The sequence below is a fragment of the uncultured Halovibrio sp. genome, assembly GCF_913056445.1.
Classification (GTDB): domain Bacteria; phylum Pseudomonadota; class Gammaproteobacteria; order Pseudomonadales; family Oleiphilaceae; genus Halospina; species Halospina utahensis_B.
In genome coordinates this window covers 1-17,997 of record NZ_CAJXMA010000057.1, presented here as the reverse complement: position 1 = coordinate 17,997, position 17,997 = coordinate 1, and the positions used below count along the sequence as shown (strand labels likewise).

Genomic DNA, 17,997 nt, shown 5'->3' with positions numbered 1-17,997 from the left:
CAGCCACTGAGCCTGCTGCTGGTGGACCTGGACCACTTCAAGCAGATCAATGACACCCTCGGCCACGCGGCCGGCGATGAGATCCTCGGACTGGTCGGCGAACGGATCGAAACCCAGATCCGCTCCTGCGACCAGGGGTTCCGTTATGGTGGCGAGGAATTCGCCGTTGTACTGCCCCATACGGCCCAGGAAGCCGCCCATCTGGTAGCGGAGCGGCTGCGGCGAGCGTTTCGGGAAAAGCCCATGCAGTACGCTGAGCGGGCCCTTTCGATCACCGCATCCATCGGAGTTGCCACGCTGGGCGGTGATGACAGCGTGGATGATCTCCTGAGGGCGGCGGACAGCGCCCTGTACGCCGCCAAGAACAGCGGTCGCGACAGGGTCCGGATTGCCGGCGAGGGCACTGAGGGCGTGGATAACGCCGTCAGCCTCTAGAGCGGCGCCCCTTTCCCTGGCGACCTTTGGTGCCGCCACGCCCTTTCTCTGCAGGCTTGGCGGACCTCCGATCATCGGGCCTGGACGGCCGCTTGCGCTTGAGGCGGCGCAGCCGGTGCTTTTCCGTGGGTGTCGGAGATTTGACGGGCACCCGATCAAGCCCGACGGAATCACTGAGCGTATCCACATCCGCCTGCTCAAGCTCCTCCCAGCGCCCGGCACTCAGCCGGCTGGGCAGAAAGATCGGACCATGACGGACGCGCTTGAGCCGTGACACCTGCACCCCCTGGGACTCCCAGAGCCGCCGCACCTCACGGTTACGCCCTTCCATGATGGCCACGTAGTACCAGTGGTTGTGACCGGTGCCGCCCCAGTACACGAGATCCGTGAAACGGGCCTCGCCATCCTCAAGCGTCACGCCGTTGACCAGACGTTCGGCCATATCATCGTCCACTTGACCGAAAATACGCACGGCGTACTCACGGTCCACCTGCCAGGAGGGATGCATCAGACGGTTGGCCAGCTCCCCGTCTGTTGTGAACAGCAGAAGCCCGCTGGTGGAAATGTCCAGACGTCCCACGGCAATCCAGCGTTCCCCGGTGAGCCGCGGCAGGCGATCGAAGACCGTGGGCCGCCCCTCCGGGTCATCCCGGGTGGTCACCTCGCCTTCGGGCTTGTTGTAAACGATGACCCGCCTGGTGGGTGAGGCCGCCGCGCCAAGGTCCACGCTGCGCCCGTCCACAAGCACCTCATCCTGTGCGGTAGCCCGGGCGCCCAGCTGGGCCACCTCGCCATTGATCTGCACGCGCCCCTGGCTGATCCAGCCTTCAATGGCCCGCCTTGACCCCAGGCCGGCACGCGCCAGCAGCTTCTGGAGACGCTCGCCGGTCTCGTTGGGGGTGTGACCGGAATCACTCATTCATTCGTCTCCGCATCCTCTTGGGAATTGCCGTTGGATTCGTCCAGTGCCAGCTCTTCCTGAAGCCGGTCTTCCACCTCGCGGCTGATGGTCTCGAGATCACGGACCTCCGCAAGGCTGGGCAGTTCGTCCAGTGACTGCAGGTTGAAGTAGTCCAGGAACTGTTTCGTCGTCGCGTACATCGAGGGGCGGCCCGGCACATCACGCTGGCCCACCACCCGGATCCATTCACGGTCCAGCAGGGTCCGGATGATGTTGGTATTCACCGTGACCCCGCGCACCTCCTCGATCTCGCCCCGGGTGACGGGCTGGCGATAGGCGATCAGTGCCAGCGTCTCCAGCAGGGCGCGCGAATAGCGCTGGGGTTTCTCCTCCCAGAGACGGCTCACCCAGGGCGAAAGCGATTCCCGCACCTGGAAGCGCCACCCGGAGGCCACTTTCCTGAGCTCAAACCCCCGCCCCTCACAGGCGTGCTCAATCAGTGAAAGCACGTGTTCCAGAACCGTGCGTGTGGGTTGCTCATGTTCGTCGAACAGAGCCTGCAGCTGATCCACACTGAGCGGCTTTCCGGCCGCCATAAGGGCGCCTTCGACAATGCGCTGAACCTGGTCGATGCTCTCCTCGTCCATCAGGCACTCCCTCTCGCACGGATATGCAACGGCGCCAGCGGCTCCGACTGCACCACCTCCACCAGCTGCTCACGAATCAGCTCCAGAGTGGCAATAAAGCTCACGACCACACCCAGGCGGCCCTCTTCCGGTGAAAACAGCGTCTCAAAACGCACAAAGCTGTCGCCGGACAGCTGATCCAGAATACTGGCCATCCGTTCCCGGGTGGATAGCTGCTCGCGCTCGACCTGATGGTGCTCGTACAGATCCGCGCGCTCCAGCACCCCCCTCAGCGCCAGCAGCATCTCCCGCAGGCTTACATCCGGATGGACCTGGCGTTCGGGCATTTCCGGGGGTTTCGCTCCCGCCAGATGGAAGTCCCGGTCCCGCCGCGGCAACGCGTCAATGTCTTCAGCCGCCATCTTGTAGCGCTCGTACTCCTGAAGACGACGGATGAGCTCGGCTCTCGGGTCGTGCTCCTCTTCCTCTTCCTCGGTCTGACGTGGCAGCAGCATGCGGGATTTGATCTCGGCCAGGGTGGCCGCCATCACCAGGTACTCCGCCGCCAGCTCAAACCGCATCGCCTCCATGAGCGCGATGTAATCGATGTACTGATCGGTGATCGCGCTGACATCCACGTCCAGAATGTCCATATTCTGCCGCCGGATCAGATACAGCAGAAGGTCCAGAGGACCCTCAAAGGCATCCAGGAAGACCTCCAATGCATCCGGCGGGATGTAGAGGTCCTGGGGCAGATCATGGACCGGTTCGCCGGCCACCCTTGCCAGCGCCTCCCGATCGGGCGAGACCTGCTCCCCCTCGGTGCCGGTTTCCGCTTCCGTGGTCATCGACGGTATTCCAGCCCCATAACGCGCCGGACTTCCTGCAGGGTATCCCGTGCGGCATCGCGAGCCCGCTCACGGCCTTCGTCCAGGATTGAGCGCACCAGGTCCGGGTTATTCTCGTATTCGCGGCCGCGTTCCCGGAAGTCCTTCTGCTCCTCGATCACCTTCTCCTCGAGCGGTTTCTTGCAATCGATACAGCCGATGCCCGCGTTGCGACAGCCGTTCCAGACCCATTCTCGGGTACTGTCGTCGGAATAGATCTTGTGCAGGTCCCAAACCGGGCACTTTTCCGGGTCTCCCGGATCGCTGCGCCGCACCCGTGCCGGGTCTGTCTGCATGGTCCGGATCTTCTGGCTGACCGAATCCGGCTCCTCACGCATGAAGATGGTGTTGCCGTAGGACTTGGACATCTTCTGCCCGTCCGTTCCCGGCAGCCGAGCCTCAGGGGTCAGCAACTCCTGGGGTTCCGGCAGGATCACCTTGCCGCCACCCTCGATGTAGCCGTAGAGCCGCTCGCGATCCCCGATCGAGATATTCTGCTGCTCCTTGAGCAGCGCCCGGGCCGTTTCCAGCGCCTCCTCATCGCCCTGCTCCAGGAAGCGACGGCGCAGGCTGCGGTAGAGTTTGGCGTTCTTCTTGCCCATCTTGGCAATCGCCGCCTCGGCCTGTTCCTCAAAGCCCGGATCACGGCCATACAGGTGGTTGAACCGCCGCGCCACTTCCCGCGTAATCTCCACGTGGGAAACCTGGTCGGCGCCCACGGGCACCTGCCCCGCCCGGTACATCAGGATATCCGCGCTCTGGAGCAATGGATACCCGAGGAACCCATAGGTCGCCAGATCCTTTTCCTTGAGCTTCTCCTGCTGGTCCTTGAAGGACGGCACCCGCTCCAGCCAGCCCAGGGGCGTGATCATCGACAGCAGCAGGTGCAGCTCCGCATGCTCCGGCACATGGGACTGGATGAACAGGGTCGAGGACCCCGGATTGACGCCCGCCGCCAGCCAATCGATCACCATGTCCCAGATGCTCTCCTCAATGGTGAACGGATCCTCGTACATGGTGGTCAGCGCATGCCAGTCCGCCACGAAGAAGAAGCACTCATACTCGTGCTGGAGCTGGGCCCAGTTGGCCAGTACACCGTGATAGTGGCCCAGATGAAGCCGGCCTGTGGGCCGCATCCCTGAAAGGATGCGTTGCTGGGGTTCAACGGAAGTCAATCCGGTCTCCTCATTGGTTCAGGGTCTGGCATGATTATACGCACGAAACGTTCATGGGTTAATCAACGAAAAAAGCCGACCCGCAGGTCGGCTTTATGGCGCGTACAGGCCGGCAGTCTTACCAGCCCGTCGCCTCCTTGATGGCCTTGCCGATGTCGGCCAGGCTGCGCACAGTATGCACGCCCGCATCGTGCAGGGCGCTGAACTTCTCGTCCGCCGTGCCCTTGCCACCGGCAATGATGGCACCGGCGTGGCCCATCCGCTTACCGGGAGGCGCGGTCACGCCCGCGATGTAGGAAACCACCGGCTTGCTCACGTTCTCCTTGATGTAGGCAGCCGCCTCTTCCTCAGCGGTACCACCGATCTCACCGATCATGACGATGGCCTCGGTCTCCGGATCCTTCTCAAACAGCTCGAGCATGTCGATGAAGTTGGAACCGGGAATCGGGTCGCCGCCGATGCCCACACAGGTGGACTGGCCAAAGCCGTAGTCAGTGGTCTGCTTGACCGCTTCGTAGGTCAGCGTACCGGAGCGCGAGATGATGCCAACCTTGCCGGGCTTGTGGATGTAGCCGGGCATGATGCCGATCTTCGACTGCTCAGGCGTGATGACGCCGGGGCAGTTCGGGCCGATCATGCGCACACCCTTGCGATCCACGTATTCCTTCACGTAGAGCATATCCAGCGTCGGGATGCCCTCAGTGATGCAGACCACCAGCTCAATGCCGGCATCCGCTGCCTCGACCACCGCATCCTTACAGAAGGGGGCGGGCACGTAGATCACGGTCGCGGTCGCGCCGGTCTTCTGAACCGCTTCGCGCACCGTATTGAAAACGGGCAGCCCCAGATGCTCGGTGCCGCCCTTGCCCGGGCTCACGCCGCCGACCAGATTGGTACCGTACTCCAGCGCCTGCTCGCTGTGAAAGGTCCCCTGGGCCCCGGTGAAGCCCTGGCAGATCACCTTTGTTTCCTTGTTCACCAGTACACTCATGCTTCACCTCCGGCTGCGGCAACGACTTTTTCGGCGGCTTGGGTCAGACTGCTTGCCGCGATGATGTTGAGGCCGCTGTCTGCCAGCTTCTGGCGTCCGTTCTCGGCGTTGTTGCCCTCAAGGCGGACCACCACGGGAACCGTAACGCCCACCTCTTCAACCGCACCCATGATGCCCTCGGCGATCATGTCGCACCGCACGATACCACCGAAGATATTGACCAGAACGGCCTTCACGGTGTCATCGGAAAGGATGATCTTGAACGCCTCGGCCACGCGCTCCTTGGTCGCGCCACCGCCGACGTCCAGGAAGTTGGCCGGCTGGCCACCGTGGTGCTTGATGATGTCCATGGTGCCCATGGCGAGACCGGCGCCGTTAACCATGCAGCCGATGTTGCCATCGAGCGCCACATAGTTGAGGTCCCACTCGGCCGCATGCGCTTCGCGCTCGTCCTCCTGGGAGAGGTCGCGCATCTCGGCAAGCTGCTTCTGGCGGTACATGGCGTTGTCGTCCGCGCCCACCTTGGCGTCCAGGCAGTGCAGGTTGCCCTGATCGGTGATCACCAGCGGGTTGATCTCGATCAGCGCCAGATCCTTGTCCTCGAACAGCTTAGCCAGCCCCAGGAAGATCTTCGTGAACTGCTTGATCTGGTCACCCTGAAGGCCCAGTCCGAAAGCCAGCTCACGCGCCTGATAGGGCTGCGCGCCCACCAGCGGGTCAACCGTTGCCTTGAGGATCTTTTCCGGGGTTTCCTCGGCGACTTTCTCGATCTCGACACCACCCTCGGTGGAGGCCATGAAGACGATCCGGCGAGAGCCGCGATCCACGACCGCGCCCAGATAGAGTTCCTGGTTGATGTCGGTCAGGGACTCGACCAGGATCCGGTTGACCGGCTGGCCCTTCTCATCCGTCTGGAAGGTCACCAGGCGTTCACCCAGCCACTGGTCGGCAAAGGCACGGATCTCGTCCTTTGACTTGGCCAGCTTCCCCCCGCCGGCTTTGCCGCGGCCACCCGCGTGCACCTGGGCCTTGACCACCCAGCCGTCACCGCCGATCTTGTCGGCAGCTGCCACCGCTTCATCAGCGTTGGAACAGGCCACGCCCTCGGAGACGGGCAGGCCGTACTCCCCAAAGAGCTGTTTGCTCTGATATTCGTGCAGATTCATAGATCACAACCTGTTGTGTTGGAGATTGCGCCGGTCATTTCTTCCGGCGCCGATTTGCCTTGTGAATCGCCATGCCGTCCACACCCAGTGCCGCCTCATGGACGGATTCGGACAGCGTCGGATGCGCAAAGCAGGTCAGGGCCAGGTCCTCGGCACTGGAGCCGAACTCCATCGCGATCACGCCCTGGGCAATGATCTCGGAGGCCTGGGGTCCGACAACGTGCATACCCAGTATCCGGTCGGTCTCCTCGTGGGCGATGATCCGCACCTGGCCCTCGGTTGCGTTGGCAGCCATGGCCCGGCCGTTCGCCGCAAAGGGGAAGGCGCCGACCTTGTAGGGCTCACCCTCGGACTTGAGCTCTTCCTCGGTCTTGCCGACCCAGGCCAGCTCCGGATGGGTGTAGACCACGTTGGGAATGCAGTCGTAATTGACCTCAGTCGCATAGCCGGCGATCCGATCCACCACCATCATGCCCTCTTCCGAGGCCTTGTGCGCCAGCATCGGCCCGCGCACCACGTCGCCGATGGCATAGATGCCGGGCACGTTGGTCTGGCACTCGTCGTCCACGGCCACGAAGCCGCGCTCGTCCAGATCCACACCGGAGTCGGACGAGAACAGCTTTTCCGTGTTCGGGGTGCGGCCGACAGCAACGATGAGCTTGTCGCACTTGATCTGCTGCTCGTTACCATCGCCGTCCTCATAGGTGACGTAGACCAGGTTGCGCTTCACCTCGGTCTTGGTCACGCGGCACTTGAGGCGGATGTCCAGGCCCTGCTTCTTGAAGCTCTTATGGGCATCCTTGGCGATGGCCTGATCCACGCCGGCCAGGAAGGTATCCTGAGCTTCCAGCATGGTGACTTCGGACCCGAGACGATTCCAGACGCTGCCGAGTTCGAGGCCGATGACGCCGGCACCAATTACGCCGACACGCTTGGGCACCTCATCAAACTCCAGCGCGCCTTCGCTGTCGACGATCTTGCCTTCCTTCATCGGCGCCGGCGGAATCTCGATCGGGCGCGAACCGGTGGCGATGATGATGTTCTTGGCCCCATAGGTGCTCTTGTTGCCCTTGAGGTCGGTTACTTCCACCTGTTTGCTGTTGAGCACGCGGCCCCAGCCATGAATGGAGGTAACCCCGTTGGACTTGAACAGCCCCGCGATACCGCCGGTCAGATTACCGACGATCTCGTTCTTGTTCTTCATCATCTGCTCGATATCGACATCGAGCTCCTTGATCTTCAGGCCCTGCTTCTCGAAGCCGTGTTTCGCCTCCTCGTACTTATGGGAGGTTTCAAGCAGCGACTTGGACGGGATACAGCCCACGTTCAGGCAGGTGCCGCCCAGCACCTGGTCGCCCTTGTCGTCCTTCCAGCCTTCGACACAGGCGACGTTCATTCCCTGCTGCCCGGCGCGGATCGCTGCCACATAGCCGCCGGGGCCGGAGCCGATAACGATGACGTCATAGTCTTGGGACATAGTATTTCCTGCTTTCCAGTGATTCGTTGTCAGACGTCCAGAAGAATCCGCGCCGGATCCTCAAGCAGCTCCTTGATTGTCACAAGAAACTGCACAGCTTCCTTACCGTCAATCATACGATGGTCGTAGGACAGTGCCAGATACATCATCGGCAGCACCTTAACCTCGCCGTTGACGGCCATAGGGCGCTCCTGAATCTTGTGCATGCCAAGGATCGCCGTCTGTGGCGGGTTCAGGATCGGCGTCGAAATCAGCGACCCGAAAATACCGCCATTGGTGATCGAGAAGGTACCACCGGTCATCTCCTCGATGGTGAGCTTGCCGTCCCGCGCCTTCTGGCCGAATGTGTTGATGCCCTGCTCCACGTCGGCGACCGAGAGTGCATCCGCGTCACGCAGCACCGGCACCACCAGGCCCCGGTCTGTGGAAACGGCGATACCCACATCCTGGTAGCCGTGATAGACCATTTCATTGCCGTCGATGGAGGCGTTGACCGCGGGGAAACGTTTGAGGGCTTCAGTCGCCGCTTTCACGAAAAAGCCCATGAAACCGAGCTTAACGCCATGGCGCTTCTCAAAGGACTCCTTGTACTGCTGACGGATGTCCATGATCGGCTGCATATTCACCTCGTTGAACGTGGTGAGCATGGCCGTGGTCTGCTGCACATCCACCAGTCGCTTGGCGATGCTGGCGCGCATGCGGGTCATCGGCACGCGCTTCTCGGGGCGTTCACCCTGCGGCATGCTGCCGGCCGGTGCCTCGGGGGCGGCCGACTGGCCTGCGCCGCCACTGCTTTTCGCGGCGGGCGCCGGTTCACTGCCTTTCTGATCCGCAGCGCGCTGAACGTCTTCCTTCAGCACGCGGCCGCCCTTACCGGTGGCCTCGACCTTCGACAGATCAACGCCCTTTTCTTCCGCCATCTTCTTCGCGGCCGGGCTGACCAACGGCTCCTCGCCACTGTCCTCGCCCTTGTCATCGGCCGCGGCCGGTTGTTCGGGGGCTGGCTCTTCCCTGGCGGCGGATTCGTCGCTGGCGCCGCCCTCAGACTCCTCCTTCGCGTCACCGCTGCTGGCGGAACCGGACTCGCCTTCCGCGAACTTCCCGATCACTTCGCCACTCTCAACGGTATCGCCCTCGTCCTTGACGATCTCCTTGATGACACCGTCGCCGGGAGCCACGACCTCGAGCACCACCTTGTCGGTCTCGATATCGACGATCAGCTCATCCCGCTCGCACTGTTCGCCGGGTTTCTTGTGCCAGGTAGCGATCGTGCCTTCCGCAACTGATTCGGGAAAAACCGGAGCTTGGATATCTGTTGTCATTGCTCTTCCTTACTTGTCAGTACCCGTCAGACGGAGAATGCGTCTTCAACGAGTTGTTTCTGTTCCTGGGCGTGTACGCTTGGATAACCAGAGGCTGGCGCTGCCGACGCCTTGCGCCCCGCGTACTGCAGTCTCGGCTTCTTCCTGGTGCGATCCAGTGCATGCCGCATGTGGTGCTGACTGGAATACCAGGCGCCCTGGTTCATGGGCTCCTCCTGGCACCAGACCGCGGTCTCGATGCCGGTATAGGGTGCCAGCACCGCATCCAGATCATCGTGCGGGAACGGATAGAGCTGTTCGATCCGCACGATCAGCGTGTCTTCCCGCCCGTCGGAACGCTGCCTCTCAAGCAGGTCGTAATAGACCTTGCCGCTGCACATGATCAAACGGTTAACTTTCCGCGGGTCCGGCATTTCCTTCGGAGGCAGGACTGTGCGGAAAGTGCCCTCACACAGGTCGTCCAGCGAGGACACCGCCTCCTTGTGACGCAGCAGGCTCTTAGGCGTCAGCGCGATCAACGGCTTGCGCAGAGGCCGTTTCACCTGACGGCGGAGCATGTGGAACACCTGGGACGGCGTGGTCGGAACGCAGACCTGGATGTTGTGCTCCGCTGAAAGCTGCAGGAACCGCTCAAGTCGCGCGGAAGAATGCTCGGGCCCCTGGCCCTCATAGCCATGGGGAAGAAGCAGGGTCAGCCCGCAGAGCCGACCCCACTTGTGCTCACCACTGGTGATGAACTGGTCAACCACCACCTGCGCGCCATTGACGAAGTCACCGAACTGCGCTTCCCAGATGGTCAGCGTTGTGGGCGTGGTCGTGGCATAACCGTATTCAAAACCCACTGCTGCCGCCTCGGAGAGCAGAGAGTCGTAGATCTCGAAGCGCGGCTGGTCATCCCGGACGTGCTCAAGCGGCACGTATTCGCTGCCGTCCTTCTGGTTGTGCAGGACCGCATGACGGTGCGAAAAGGTGCCGCGGCGTGAATCCTGGCCGGTGAAGCGGATCGGATGCCCCTCGTTCAGCAGCGTGGCGTACGCCATCGTTTCCGCGTAACCCCAGTTCAACGGTAACGCGCCCTGCGTCATCTTGCCGCGGTCCTCCATGATCTTCTTGACCTGGCGTTGCACCGTGAATCCTTCCGGTACCGTCGAGATCCGGCGGCCCAGCGCCTGCAGGGTCTTCATGGGTACGCTGGTCTTGCACCGCGCCGTCCATTCATGACCCAGGTAGGGTGTCCAGTCCACGTAGAGATCGGTATTGGGTTCCTTGACCAGGGCGTCCACCACATGGTCGCCGTTGTCCAGCTTATCGCGGTACTCCTCGAACAGCTTCTTGGCGTCCTGCTCCTGGATGGTCCCGTCATTGACGAGCTGCTTCACATACAGGTCACGGGTCGTGGGGTGATTCCGGATCTTCTCGTACATCCGCGGCTGCGTGGCGGAAGGCTCATCCGCCTCGTTATGGCCGCGCCGGCGGTAGCACACCAGGTCAATGACAACGTCCTGGCCGAACTCGTTGCGGTAATCCATGGCGAGCTGGGTCACATAGAGCACCGCCTCGGGATCATCGCCATTCACATGCAGGATCGGCGCCTGGACCATCTTCGCCACATCGGTGCAGTACTCCGTTGAGCGCGCGTCCAGGCGATGGCTGGTGGTGAACCCGATCTGGTTATTGACCACGATGTGAACGGTGCCGCCAATGCCGAAGCCCCGTGTCAGGGACATCTGGAGGCTCTCCATGACCACGCCCTGGCCGGCAAAGGCCGCATCACCATGGATCGCGATCGGCAGCACCTGCTGCCCCGTCTCATCCTCGCGGCGTGCCTGGCGTGCACGGACTGAGCCGCTCACTACCGGGGTCACGATCTCCAGGTGCGACGGGTTGAAGGCCAGCGCCAGGTGGACCTCGCCACCGGGGGTCATCACGTTGGAGGAGAAGCCCTGGTGGTATTTCACGTCCCCTGAGCCCTCGTCCATGGTCACCTTGCCGTCAAACTCATCAAACAGCTCCCTGGGGTTCTTCCCGAGGGTATTGACCAGGATGTTGAGCCGGCCCCGGTGGGCCATGCCAATGACAATCTCGCGCGCCCCGTAGGAACCGGCGCGCTGGATGAGCTCGCTGACACAGGGTGTGAGCGATTCCGCGCCTTCAAGCCCAAACCGCTTGGTCCCCGGGTACTTGGAACCAAGATACTTCTCCAGACCTTCGGAAGCGTTGAGCCGCTCCAGCAGGTTCAGCCGGGTTTTCGTCTCATAGTTGGGGTGCGACTTCACGCTCTCCAGCCGATGCTGGAACCAACGCTTCACCGTGGTATCCACGATGTGCATGTACTCGGCGCCCACGGTACTGCAGTAGGTGCGCTCCAGCCCATCGATGATATCCCGCAGCTTCATCCGCTCAGAGCCGAAGAACAGCGACCCGGTCTGGTATTCCACATCCAGATCGTCATCATCCAGCTCGTGATAGCGGAAATCGAGATCCTTCACTTTGGGCCGGTTCAGCAGCCCAAGGGGATCCAGGTCCGCATTCTGATGGCCACGGAAACGATAGGCATTGATCAGCTGGAGAACGCGGACCTGCTTTTCTTCGGCCTTGGAGATGGAAGAGGGAGCGCCCTGGGCGGGAGAGTAACGGCGCTGGTTCTGGGCAATGTATCGGAACTGGTCTCGGATTTCTCGGTGTGGAACATCGGGTCTGTGGTCGCCTGGTATTCCCGGAAGCTGGTCAAAATAACGCCGCCATTCTTCCGGAACGCCGTTGGGATCCTTGAGGTAGGTTTCGAACAGATCCTCAACGTAAGCCAGATTCCCACCCTGCAGGTGGGACGTCCGCCACAGCTGCTCCATTATGCTTTCATGCATGGCACTCGCTCGCCTCTGACTGGACTTCGTGTCAGCAAACGCGGCCCTGGCCTTTTGAGCTCCGGCCGCGTGCCCTTGCGCGACACGGTGTTGCCGTGACGCGCATTAACCAAGGGCGGCCTGCGGGCCGCCCTGAGCGTCTTCTGGCGTGAACTGTGTCGCAATAATCAGGTTGTGCGCTGCATCAGCATAGTACGGATATGGCCGATTGCACGTGTCGGGTTCAGTCCTTTGGGGCAGACACTCACACAGTTCATGATCCCGCGGCAGCGGAATACACTGAACGGGTCATCCAGATTATCGAGACGTTCCGCGGTCGCCGTATCACGGCTGTCCGCCAGAAAACGATACGCCTGCAGCAGCCCAGCAGGGCCAACGAACTTGTCCGGGTTCCACCAGAACGACGGGCAGGCCGTTGAGCAGCAGGCGCATAGAATACACTCATAGAGCCCGTCGAGTTTCTCCCGGTCCTCGGGGGACTGGAGACGCTCGATGGCGGGCTCCGGATTATCATTGATCAGGTACGGCTGGATCCTCTCGTACTGCTGGTAGAAGATCGACATGTCCACCACCAGGTCCCGTACCACGGGCAGCCCCGGCAGCGGGCGCAGTACCAGCTTGTTATTCTTAACAACTTCCGACACCGGCGTGACGCACGCCAGCCGGTTCATGCCGTTGATATTCATCCCGTCCGAGCCGCAGACGCCCTCACGGCAGGAACGACGGAATGCCACACTGACATCATCCTCCTTGATCATGTGCAGCACGTCGAGAACCATCAGATCCTTGCCTTCCGGAAGCTCAACTTCGACGTCCTGCATGTACGGCACATTGTCCGTTTCAGGATTGTATCGATAGAGACTGACCAGCATCACAACACCTCTTTATTAGTACTTCCGGACTGTCGGCGGGAATGCATCCATCGAGCGCGGCGCAAAGTTGACCTCACGCTGCCCCAACCGCTTTTCAAGCGGGAAGTAGATGGAGTGCTTCAGCCACTGTTCATCGTCACGCTCGGTGTAGTCGTTCCGCGCGTGGGCGCCACGGCTTTCACGCCGCTCAATGGCTGATACCGCCGTTGCGTACGCAACCTCGTAGAGGTTTTCCAGTTCCAGCGCTTCGACACGGGCGGTGTTGAAGGCGTTGCTGGTGTCCTCGAGTTTCGTGTTGCGGATCTTTTCGCCGATCTCATCCAGAATTCTGAGGCCTTTCTCCATGGGTTCGCCATCGCGGAAAACCCCGAAGTAAAGCTGCATGGTGTCCTGGAGTTCCTTCTTGACATCGTAGACACGCTCGGTGCCCTCACCACTGTTGAGGCGATCCAGACGCGCCATGGCGCGCTCGATGTCGCTTTCACTCGCCTCCATGGCGTCGCCGCCCTCGCGCAGCTGCTTTTCGATCTGCAGGCCCGCGGCACGGCCGAACACCACCAGATCCAGCAGGGAGTTGCCGCCCAGGCGGTTGGCACCGTGTACGGATACCGAGGCCGCCTCACCGCAGGCAAAGAGCCCTTCAATGGGCTGGTCATTGCCACTGGCGTCCTGGGTCATCACCTGACCGCCGATGTTGGTCGGCAGGCCGCCCATCATGTAGTGGCAGGTCGGCACCACCGGAATCGGCTCCTTCACCGGATCCGCATGCGCGAAGGTCCGGGAAAGCTCCAGGATACCCGGCAGGCGCAGATTCAGTGTCTCCTCGCCAAGGTGGTCGAGCTTGAGGTAGACATGGTCCTTGTTGGGGCCACAACCACGGCCTTCCAGAATCTCCAGAACCATGGACCGGGCCACAACGTCGCGGCCGGCCAGATCCTTGGCGTTCGGGGCATAGCCTTCCATGAAGCGCTCGCCCTCCGAATTCACCAGATAACCGCCCTCGCCACGGCAACCCTCGGTCACCAGAGTGCCCGCACCATGGATACCAGTGGGGTGGAACTGCCACATCTCCATATCCTGAACCGGAATACCGGCCCGCAGGGCCATGCCCACGCCGTCACCGGTGTTGATCAGGGCGTTGGTGGTGGAGGCGTAGATGCGGCCAGCACCGCCGGTTGCCAGTACCGTGGCCTTGGACTTGATGTAGACGACTTCGCCAGTCTCCATCTCGATGGCGATGACACCCACCACCTGCCCATCCTGGTTCTTCACCAGATCGACGGCATACCACTCATTCAGGAAGGTGGTGCCGCCCTGCAGGTTCGCCTGGTAGAGGGTGTGAAGCAGTGCGTGGCCGGTACGGTCCGCTGCCGCGCAGGTGCGCGCCGCCTGACCGCCCTTGCCGTATTCCTTGGACTGACCGCCGAAGGGCCGCTGGTAGATACGGCCATTCTCGAAACGGGAGAACGGCAGCCCCATGTGCTCCAGTTCATAGACGGCACGCGGGCCGACGGAACACATGTACTCGATGGCTTCCTGATCCCCGATGTAGTCGGAGCCCTTAACGGTGTCATACATGTGCCAACGCCAGTCATCGTTCGGATCCGCACTGGCAATGGCACAGGTAATGCCACCCTGGGCGGAGACGGTATGCGACCGGGTCGGAAAGACTTTCGAGATGCATGCTGTGTTGATGCCGGACTGAGTCAGCTGCTGCGCGGCCCGCAGACCGGAACCGCCACCACCGATCACGAGTGCATCAAACGACATGGTTCTAAGATTGGACATGATTCAGAGCCCCCAGAGAATCTCGAAACCCCAGACGAGGTAGATAAACATGATCAGCCCGCAGCCGGCCTGGATGACAAACCGCAGCGCTGTCGGCTTGATGTAATCGGTAGTGACCGTCCAGAGACCGACCCACGAGTGGATACCCAGCGAGATCAGCGCCAGCAGGCTGAAGATGCGCATCCACATCTGGTCGAACAGGCCGGCCCACTGTGCGTAATCGAGATCGGACGACCCCAGCACAAACCCCGTCAGAAACAGGGTATACAGCGCCAGCACCACGGCTGATACGCGCTGCATCAGCCAGTCATAGGCACCGGTGCGCCCGAGGTTGGTGACACTCTTTACCATATCCAGACTCCCAGCAGAACAATCAGTACGGCAGAGACCACAAAGGTGATCTTGGTGCTGAGTCGACCGCCCTCAAGCGTCTCCCCAACGCCCATATCCATGACCAGGTGACGGATACCCGCCACCAGATGGTAGGCAAGCGCCGATAGCGTGCCCCAGACCACCAGCTTGCTCAGCGGGTGCGTCATGAGCTCCGCCACGGCCGCGAACCCGGCCTCACCGGCCAGTGACTGGTCGAGGCCATAGAGAAGGAATGCGATCCCGACGAATGCCACAATACCGCTAATTCGATGCAGGATTGAGGCAATGGCGGGAATGGGAAAATGGATGGTGCTGATTTCTAGGTTAACCGGTCGTTTGGTCGTCACGGCTCCTGACCCCTGTCTGGTGCGCCGGGCGGTGTCGGTCGGCCCCGACAGCCGGGCACAGTGTGTTGGTGGATCATCGTTCTGATCAGCGGGCGGGTTAGAACCGCCGTCTCTGGCGGGCTCCCGTCTACGGGCTTGGAATTATAGAGACTGCCCCCGGTGATTACAAACCGGCAAGAGGACCTCCAGCGGCCCGCAGGTAACAGACAGATTGACAATTGGTAACACCGCCCTATATTTTCGCGAACCGCGAAGGCGTTAGAAGCGATCCCGCCGACTGGCCCACCCCGACGCCTGATCCGTGACGTCCGGGTCAATCTTCTGCGATACTTGGGTTCGCTGTGCGTCATCTCCAGCACTGGTTTGCTGAACTGACAGGAGAACACCATGTCCAACGAGAAAGCAACGCTTTCGGTCGGAGGCCGAACCCTGGAACTTCCGGTCTATTCCGGTACACAGGGCCCTGATGTGATTGATGTGAGAAATCTGGTCACGGAAGGCTGGTTCACCTACGACCCCGGTTTTGTTTCCACCGCCGCGTGCGAATCGAAGATCACCTTCATCGACGGGGCGAACGGGGTTCTCCTGCATCGCGGCTACCCCATCGAGCAGCTGGCCAACAACGCCGATTACCTCGAAGTCTGTTACCTGCTGCTCCACGGCGAACTCCCCACCGCCGAAGAAAATGAACGCTTCCGCCGCACCGTCAACAATCACACCATGATCCACGACCAGATGAGCCATTTCTTCAACGGGTTCCGCCGCGACGCGCACCCGATGGCCATCATGGTCGGCGTGGTCGGGGCACTCTCCGCCTTCTATCACGACACCATGGACCTTACCGACGTGCACGAGCGCGAAGTTGCGGCCCACCGTCTGATCGCCAAGATGCCGACCATCGCGGCCATGTGCTACAAGTACTCGATCGGCCAGCCCTTCATGTATCCGCGCAACGATCTGGGCTATGCCGAGAACTTCCTGTACATGATGTTCGGCGTACCCTGTGAGGAATACAAGGTGAACCCGGTCCTGGCCAAGGCCATGGACAAGATCTTCATCCTGCACGCGGACCATGAGCAGAACGCCTCCACCTCAACGGTCCGCCTCGCGGGCTCCACCGGCGCCAATCCCTTCGCGGTCATCGCGGCGGGCATTGCAGCCCTCTGGGGGCCGGCACACGGCGGTGCCAATGAGGCGGTCCTGAACATGCTCAACGAGATCGGTGATGAATCCAACGTCGAACACTGCGTCGAGCGGGCCAAGGACAAGGACGACCCCTTCCGCCTGATGGGCTTCGGCCACCGGGTCTACAAGAACTTTGATCCCCGCGCCCGGGTTATGCGCGACACCGCCCACGAGGTACTTCAGGAGCTGGGGCTTGAGAATGACCCGCTGCTGCGGATTGCCCAGCGCCTCGAGCAGATCGCTCTGGAAGACGAGTACTTCATTGAGCGCAAACTCTACCCGAACGTCGACTTCTACTCCGGGATCATCCTCAAGGCCATCGGCATCCCGACCTCGATGTTCACAGTGATCTTCGCGCTCTCGCGCACGATTGGCTGGTTCTCCCACTGGAACGAGATGGTCAGCGGCAACTACCGCATCGGTCGGCCGCGCCAGCTCTACAGCGGCTATACCAAGCGCGACTATCCCAGCGAGTAACAGCACCCCCGAAAACCCGCTCCCGAGCGGGTTTTCTCGTTTCAGGAGACAGGAGGAGGCAGCGTCCCATGCAGATTGCTTTCATTGGACTCGGGGTCATGGGTTTTCCCATGGCCGGGCACCTGGCCCGGCATGACGGATTCAGTGTGCGGGTCTACAACCGCACGGAGGAAAAGGCACAGGACTGGGCCCGCGACTACCCCGGCGAGACCGCAGAAGGTATTGGGCAGGCCGTGGTGGATGCGGATGCCGTCGTTACCTGCGTGGGGGCGGATCCGGATCTGAGAGCGCTCTACACCGGCGAGTACGGCATCATTGCTAATGCTCCTGAGGGCGCGCTTCTGATCGACCACACCACGGCGTCAGCCAGTGTTACCCGGGAACTGGCGGAACAGGCGGCCAAGGCCGGGCACAGCTGGGTGGACGCGCCGGTCTCCGGCGGCCAGAAGGGTGCCGAAAACGCCCAGCTGACCATCATGTGCGGTGGCGAACGTGGCGCCTTCGACCGGGCCCTCCCCGTGCTCAACTGCTACGGCAAGGCCGTGCATTACATGGGGGGAGCGGGTCATGGCCAGCTCACCAAGATGGTGAACCAGATTACCGTCGCCGGTCTTCTGCAGGGGCTCTCGGAAGGGCTTCATTTCGCCGAGGAGGCGGGGCTTGACCCGGCATCGGTTGTGCAGGCCATCAGTGGCGGTGCGGCCCAGTCCTGGCAGATGGATAACCGCGCCCAGACCATGATCGAGGGAGAGTACAACCACGGCTTTGCAGTTGACTGGATGCGCAAGGACCTGGGCATCTGCATTGCGGAGGCCCGGAACAACGGCGCCAGCCTGCCCGTTGCCGCACTGGTCGACCAGTTCTACTCAGACGTGCAGAACCTGGGCGGGGGACGCTGGGATACCTCAGCGCTTCTGGAGCGGCTGCGGGCAAACTCCTGACCCCGTACCACGGATCGCCCGCGGGGCGGGCTCCTACCACATACACCGTAGGAGCGAGCCTCGCTCGCGATACCTTTGATCGCCTGCAAGGCAGGCTTCTCTAAAGCGGGCGTCGGGATCAACCCACGCCCGTTGACTCTGGTTAAGGATTGGGTTCGACGAGCTTTCAGG

General features: G+C 61.7%; 16 protein-coding genes. 3 read left to right on the top strand and 13 right to left on the bottom strand.

The features are described from left to right. Nucleotides 1–435: GGDEF domain-containing protein (locus tag QZ501_RS11105; protein WP_295719476.1), on the top strand; the 435-nt coding region annotated here is incomplete at its 5' end. Here the strand turns inward: QZ501_RS11105 and rluB are convergent. The 13 genes from rluB to sdhC all read right to left on the bottom strand — a co-directional run bounded on the left by rluB (nucleotide 425) and on the right by sdhC (nucleotide 15,223). Continuing rightward, nucleotides 425–1,354, bottom strand: coding sequence for a 23S rRNA pseudouridine(2605) synthase RluB (gene rluB, locus QZ501_RS11100; protein ID WP_295719473.1), 930 nt, complete (start codon nucleotides 1,352–1,354; stop codon nucleotides 425–427). The two genes, QZ501_RS11105 and rluB, sit on opposite strands and share 11 nt — an antisense overlap. Further along, a complete protein-coding gene (gene scpB, locus QZ501_RS11095) occupies nucleotides 1,351–1,983 on the bottom strand; it encodes an SMC-Scp complex subunit ScpB (RefSeq protein WP_151440510.1) in 633 nt (210 codons plus the stop codon). The genes rluB and scpB overlap by 4 nt, the downstream gene beginning before the upstream one ends. Then, nucleotides 1,983–2,810 carry a ScpA family protein gene (locus QZ501_RS11090; RefSeq protein WP_151440511.1) on the bottom strand — a complete coding sequence of 276 codons (828 nt, stop codon included), beginning with the start codon at nucleotides 2,808–2,810 and terminating at the stop codon, nucleotides 1,983–1,985. The genes scpB and QZ501_RS11090 overlap by 1 nt, the downstream gene beginning before the upstream one ends. Beyond that, nucleotides 2,807–4,024 (bottom strand): tryptophan--tRNA ligase, encoded by a 1,218-nt coding sequence (locus QZ501_RS11085; RefSeq protein WP_192497315.1) that lies wholly within the window; start codon nucleotides 4,022–4,024, stop codon nucleotides 2,807–2,809. The genes QZ501_RS11090 and QZ501_RS11085 overlap by 4 nt, the downstream gene beginning before the upstream one ends. A gap of 118 nt (nucleotides 4,025–4,142) precedes the next feature. Next, nucleotides 4,143–5,015, bottom strand: coding sequence for a succinate--CoA ligase subunit alpha (gene sucD / locus QZ501_RS11080; RefSeq protein WP_160899164.1), 873 nt, complete (start codon nucleotides 5,013–5,015; stop codon nucleotides 4,143–4,145). Then, nucleotides 5,012–6,181: an ADP-forming succinate--CoA ligase subunit beta gene (gene sucC / locus QZ501_RS11075; RefSeq protein ID WP_295719469.1), complete on the bottom strand. Its 1,170-nt coding sequence runs from the start codon at nucleotides 6,179–6,181 to the stop codon at nucleotides 5,012–5,014. The genes sucD and sucC overlap by 4 nt, the downstream gene beginning before the upstream one ends. Nucleotides 6,182–6,215: 34 nt before the next feature. After that, nucleotides 6,216–7,658: a dihydrolipoyl dehydrogenase gene (gene lpdA, locus QZ501_RS11070; RefSeq protein WP_160899163.1), complete on the bottom strand. Its 1,443-nt coding sequence runs from the start codon at nucleotides 7,656–7,658 to the stop codon at nucleotides 6,216–6,218. A gap of 29 nt (nucleotides 7,659–7,687) precedes the next feature. Continuing rightward, a complete protein-coding gene (gene odhB, locus QZ501_RS11065; protein WP_295719466.1) occupies nucleotides 7,688–8,980 on the bottom strand; it encodes a 2-oxoglutarate dehydrogenase complex dihydrolipoyllysine-residue succinyltransferase in 1,293 nt (430 codons plus the stop codon). Nucleotides 8,981–9,006: 26 nt separating this feature from the next. Then, nucleotides 9,007–11,844: a 2-oxoglutarate dehydrogenase E1 component gene (locus tag QZ501_RS11060; RefSeq protein ID WP_295719464.1), complete on the bottom strand. Its 2,838-nt coding sequence runs from the start codon at nucleotides 11,842–11,844 to the stop codon at nucleotides 9,007–9,009. Nucleotides 11,845–12,011: 167 nt separating this feature from the next. Continuing rightward, nucleotides 12,012–12,716: a succinate dehydrogenase iron-sulfur subunit gene (locus QZ501_RS11055; RefSeq protein ID WP_095616668.1), complete on the bottom strand. Its 705-nt coding sequence runs from the start codon at nucleotides 12,714–12,716 to the stop codon at nucleotides 12,012–12,014. Between the two features lie 15 nt (nucleotides 12,717–12,731). Beyond that, nucleotides 12,732–14,504, bottom strand: a complete 1,773-nt coding sequence (gene sdhA, locus QZ501_RS11050; RefSeq protein ID WP_295719462.1) for a succinate dehydrogenase flavoprotein subunit — start codon at nucleotides 14,502–14,504, stop codon at nucleotides 12,732–12,734. A 3-nt stretch (nucleotides 14,505–14,507) separates the two neighbouring features. Further along, complete coding sequence (gene sdhD / locus QZ501_RS11045; RefSeq protein WP_295719459.1) at nucleotides 14,508–14,855, bottom strand: succinate dehydrogenase, hydrophobic membrane anchor protein; 348 nt, start codon at nucleotides 14,853–14,855, stop codon at nucleotides 14,508–14,510. Further along, complete coding sequence (gene sdhC / locus QZ501_RS11040; protein WP_160899159.1) at nucleotides 14,849–15,223, bottom strand: succinate dehydrogenase, cytochrome b556 subunit; 375 nt, start codon at nucleotides 15,221–15,223, stop codon at nucleotides 14,849–14,851. Before sdhC ends, sdhD begins: the two co-directional genes overlap by 7 nt. A 387-nt stretch (nucleotides 15,224–15,610) precedes the next feature. Here sdhC and gltA point away from each other — a divergent pair, with 387 nt between their 5' ends. Both gltA and QZ501_RS11030 read left to right on the top strand, forming a co-directional pair. Continuing rightward, nucleotides 15,611–16,885, top strand: a complete 1,275-nt coding sequence (gene gltA, locus QZ501_RS11035; protein ID WP_160899158.1) for a citrate synthase — start codon at nucleotides 15,611–15,613, stop codon at nucleotides 16,883–16,885. Nucleotides 16,886–16,953: 68 nt separating this feature from the next. Beyond that, entirely contained in the window at nucleotides 16,954–17,826 is an 873-nt protein-coding gene (locus QZ501_RS11030; RefSeq protein WP_295719453.1) for an NAD(P)-dependent oxidoreductase, read from the top strand. Nucleotides 17,827–17,997: the final 171 nt, after the last annotated feature.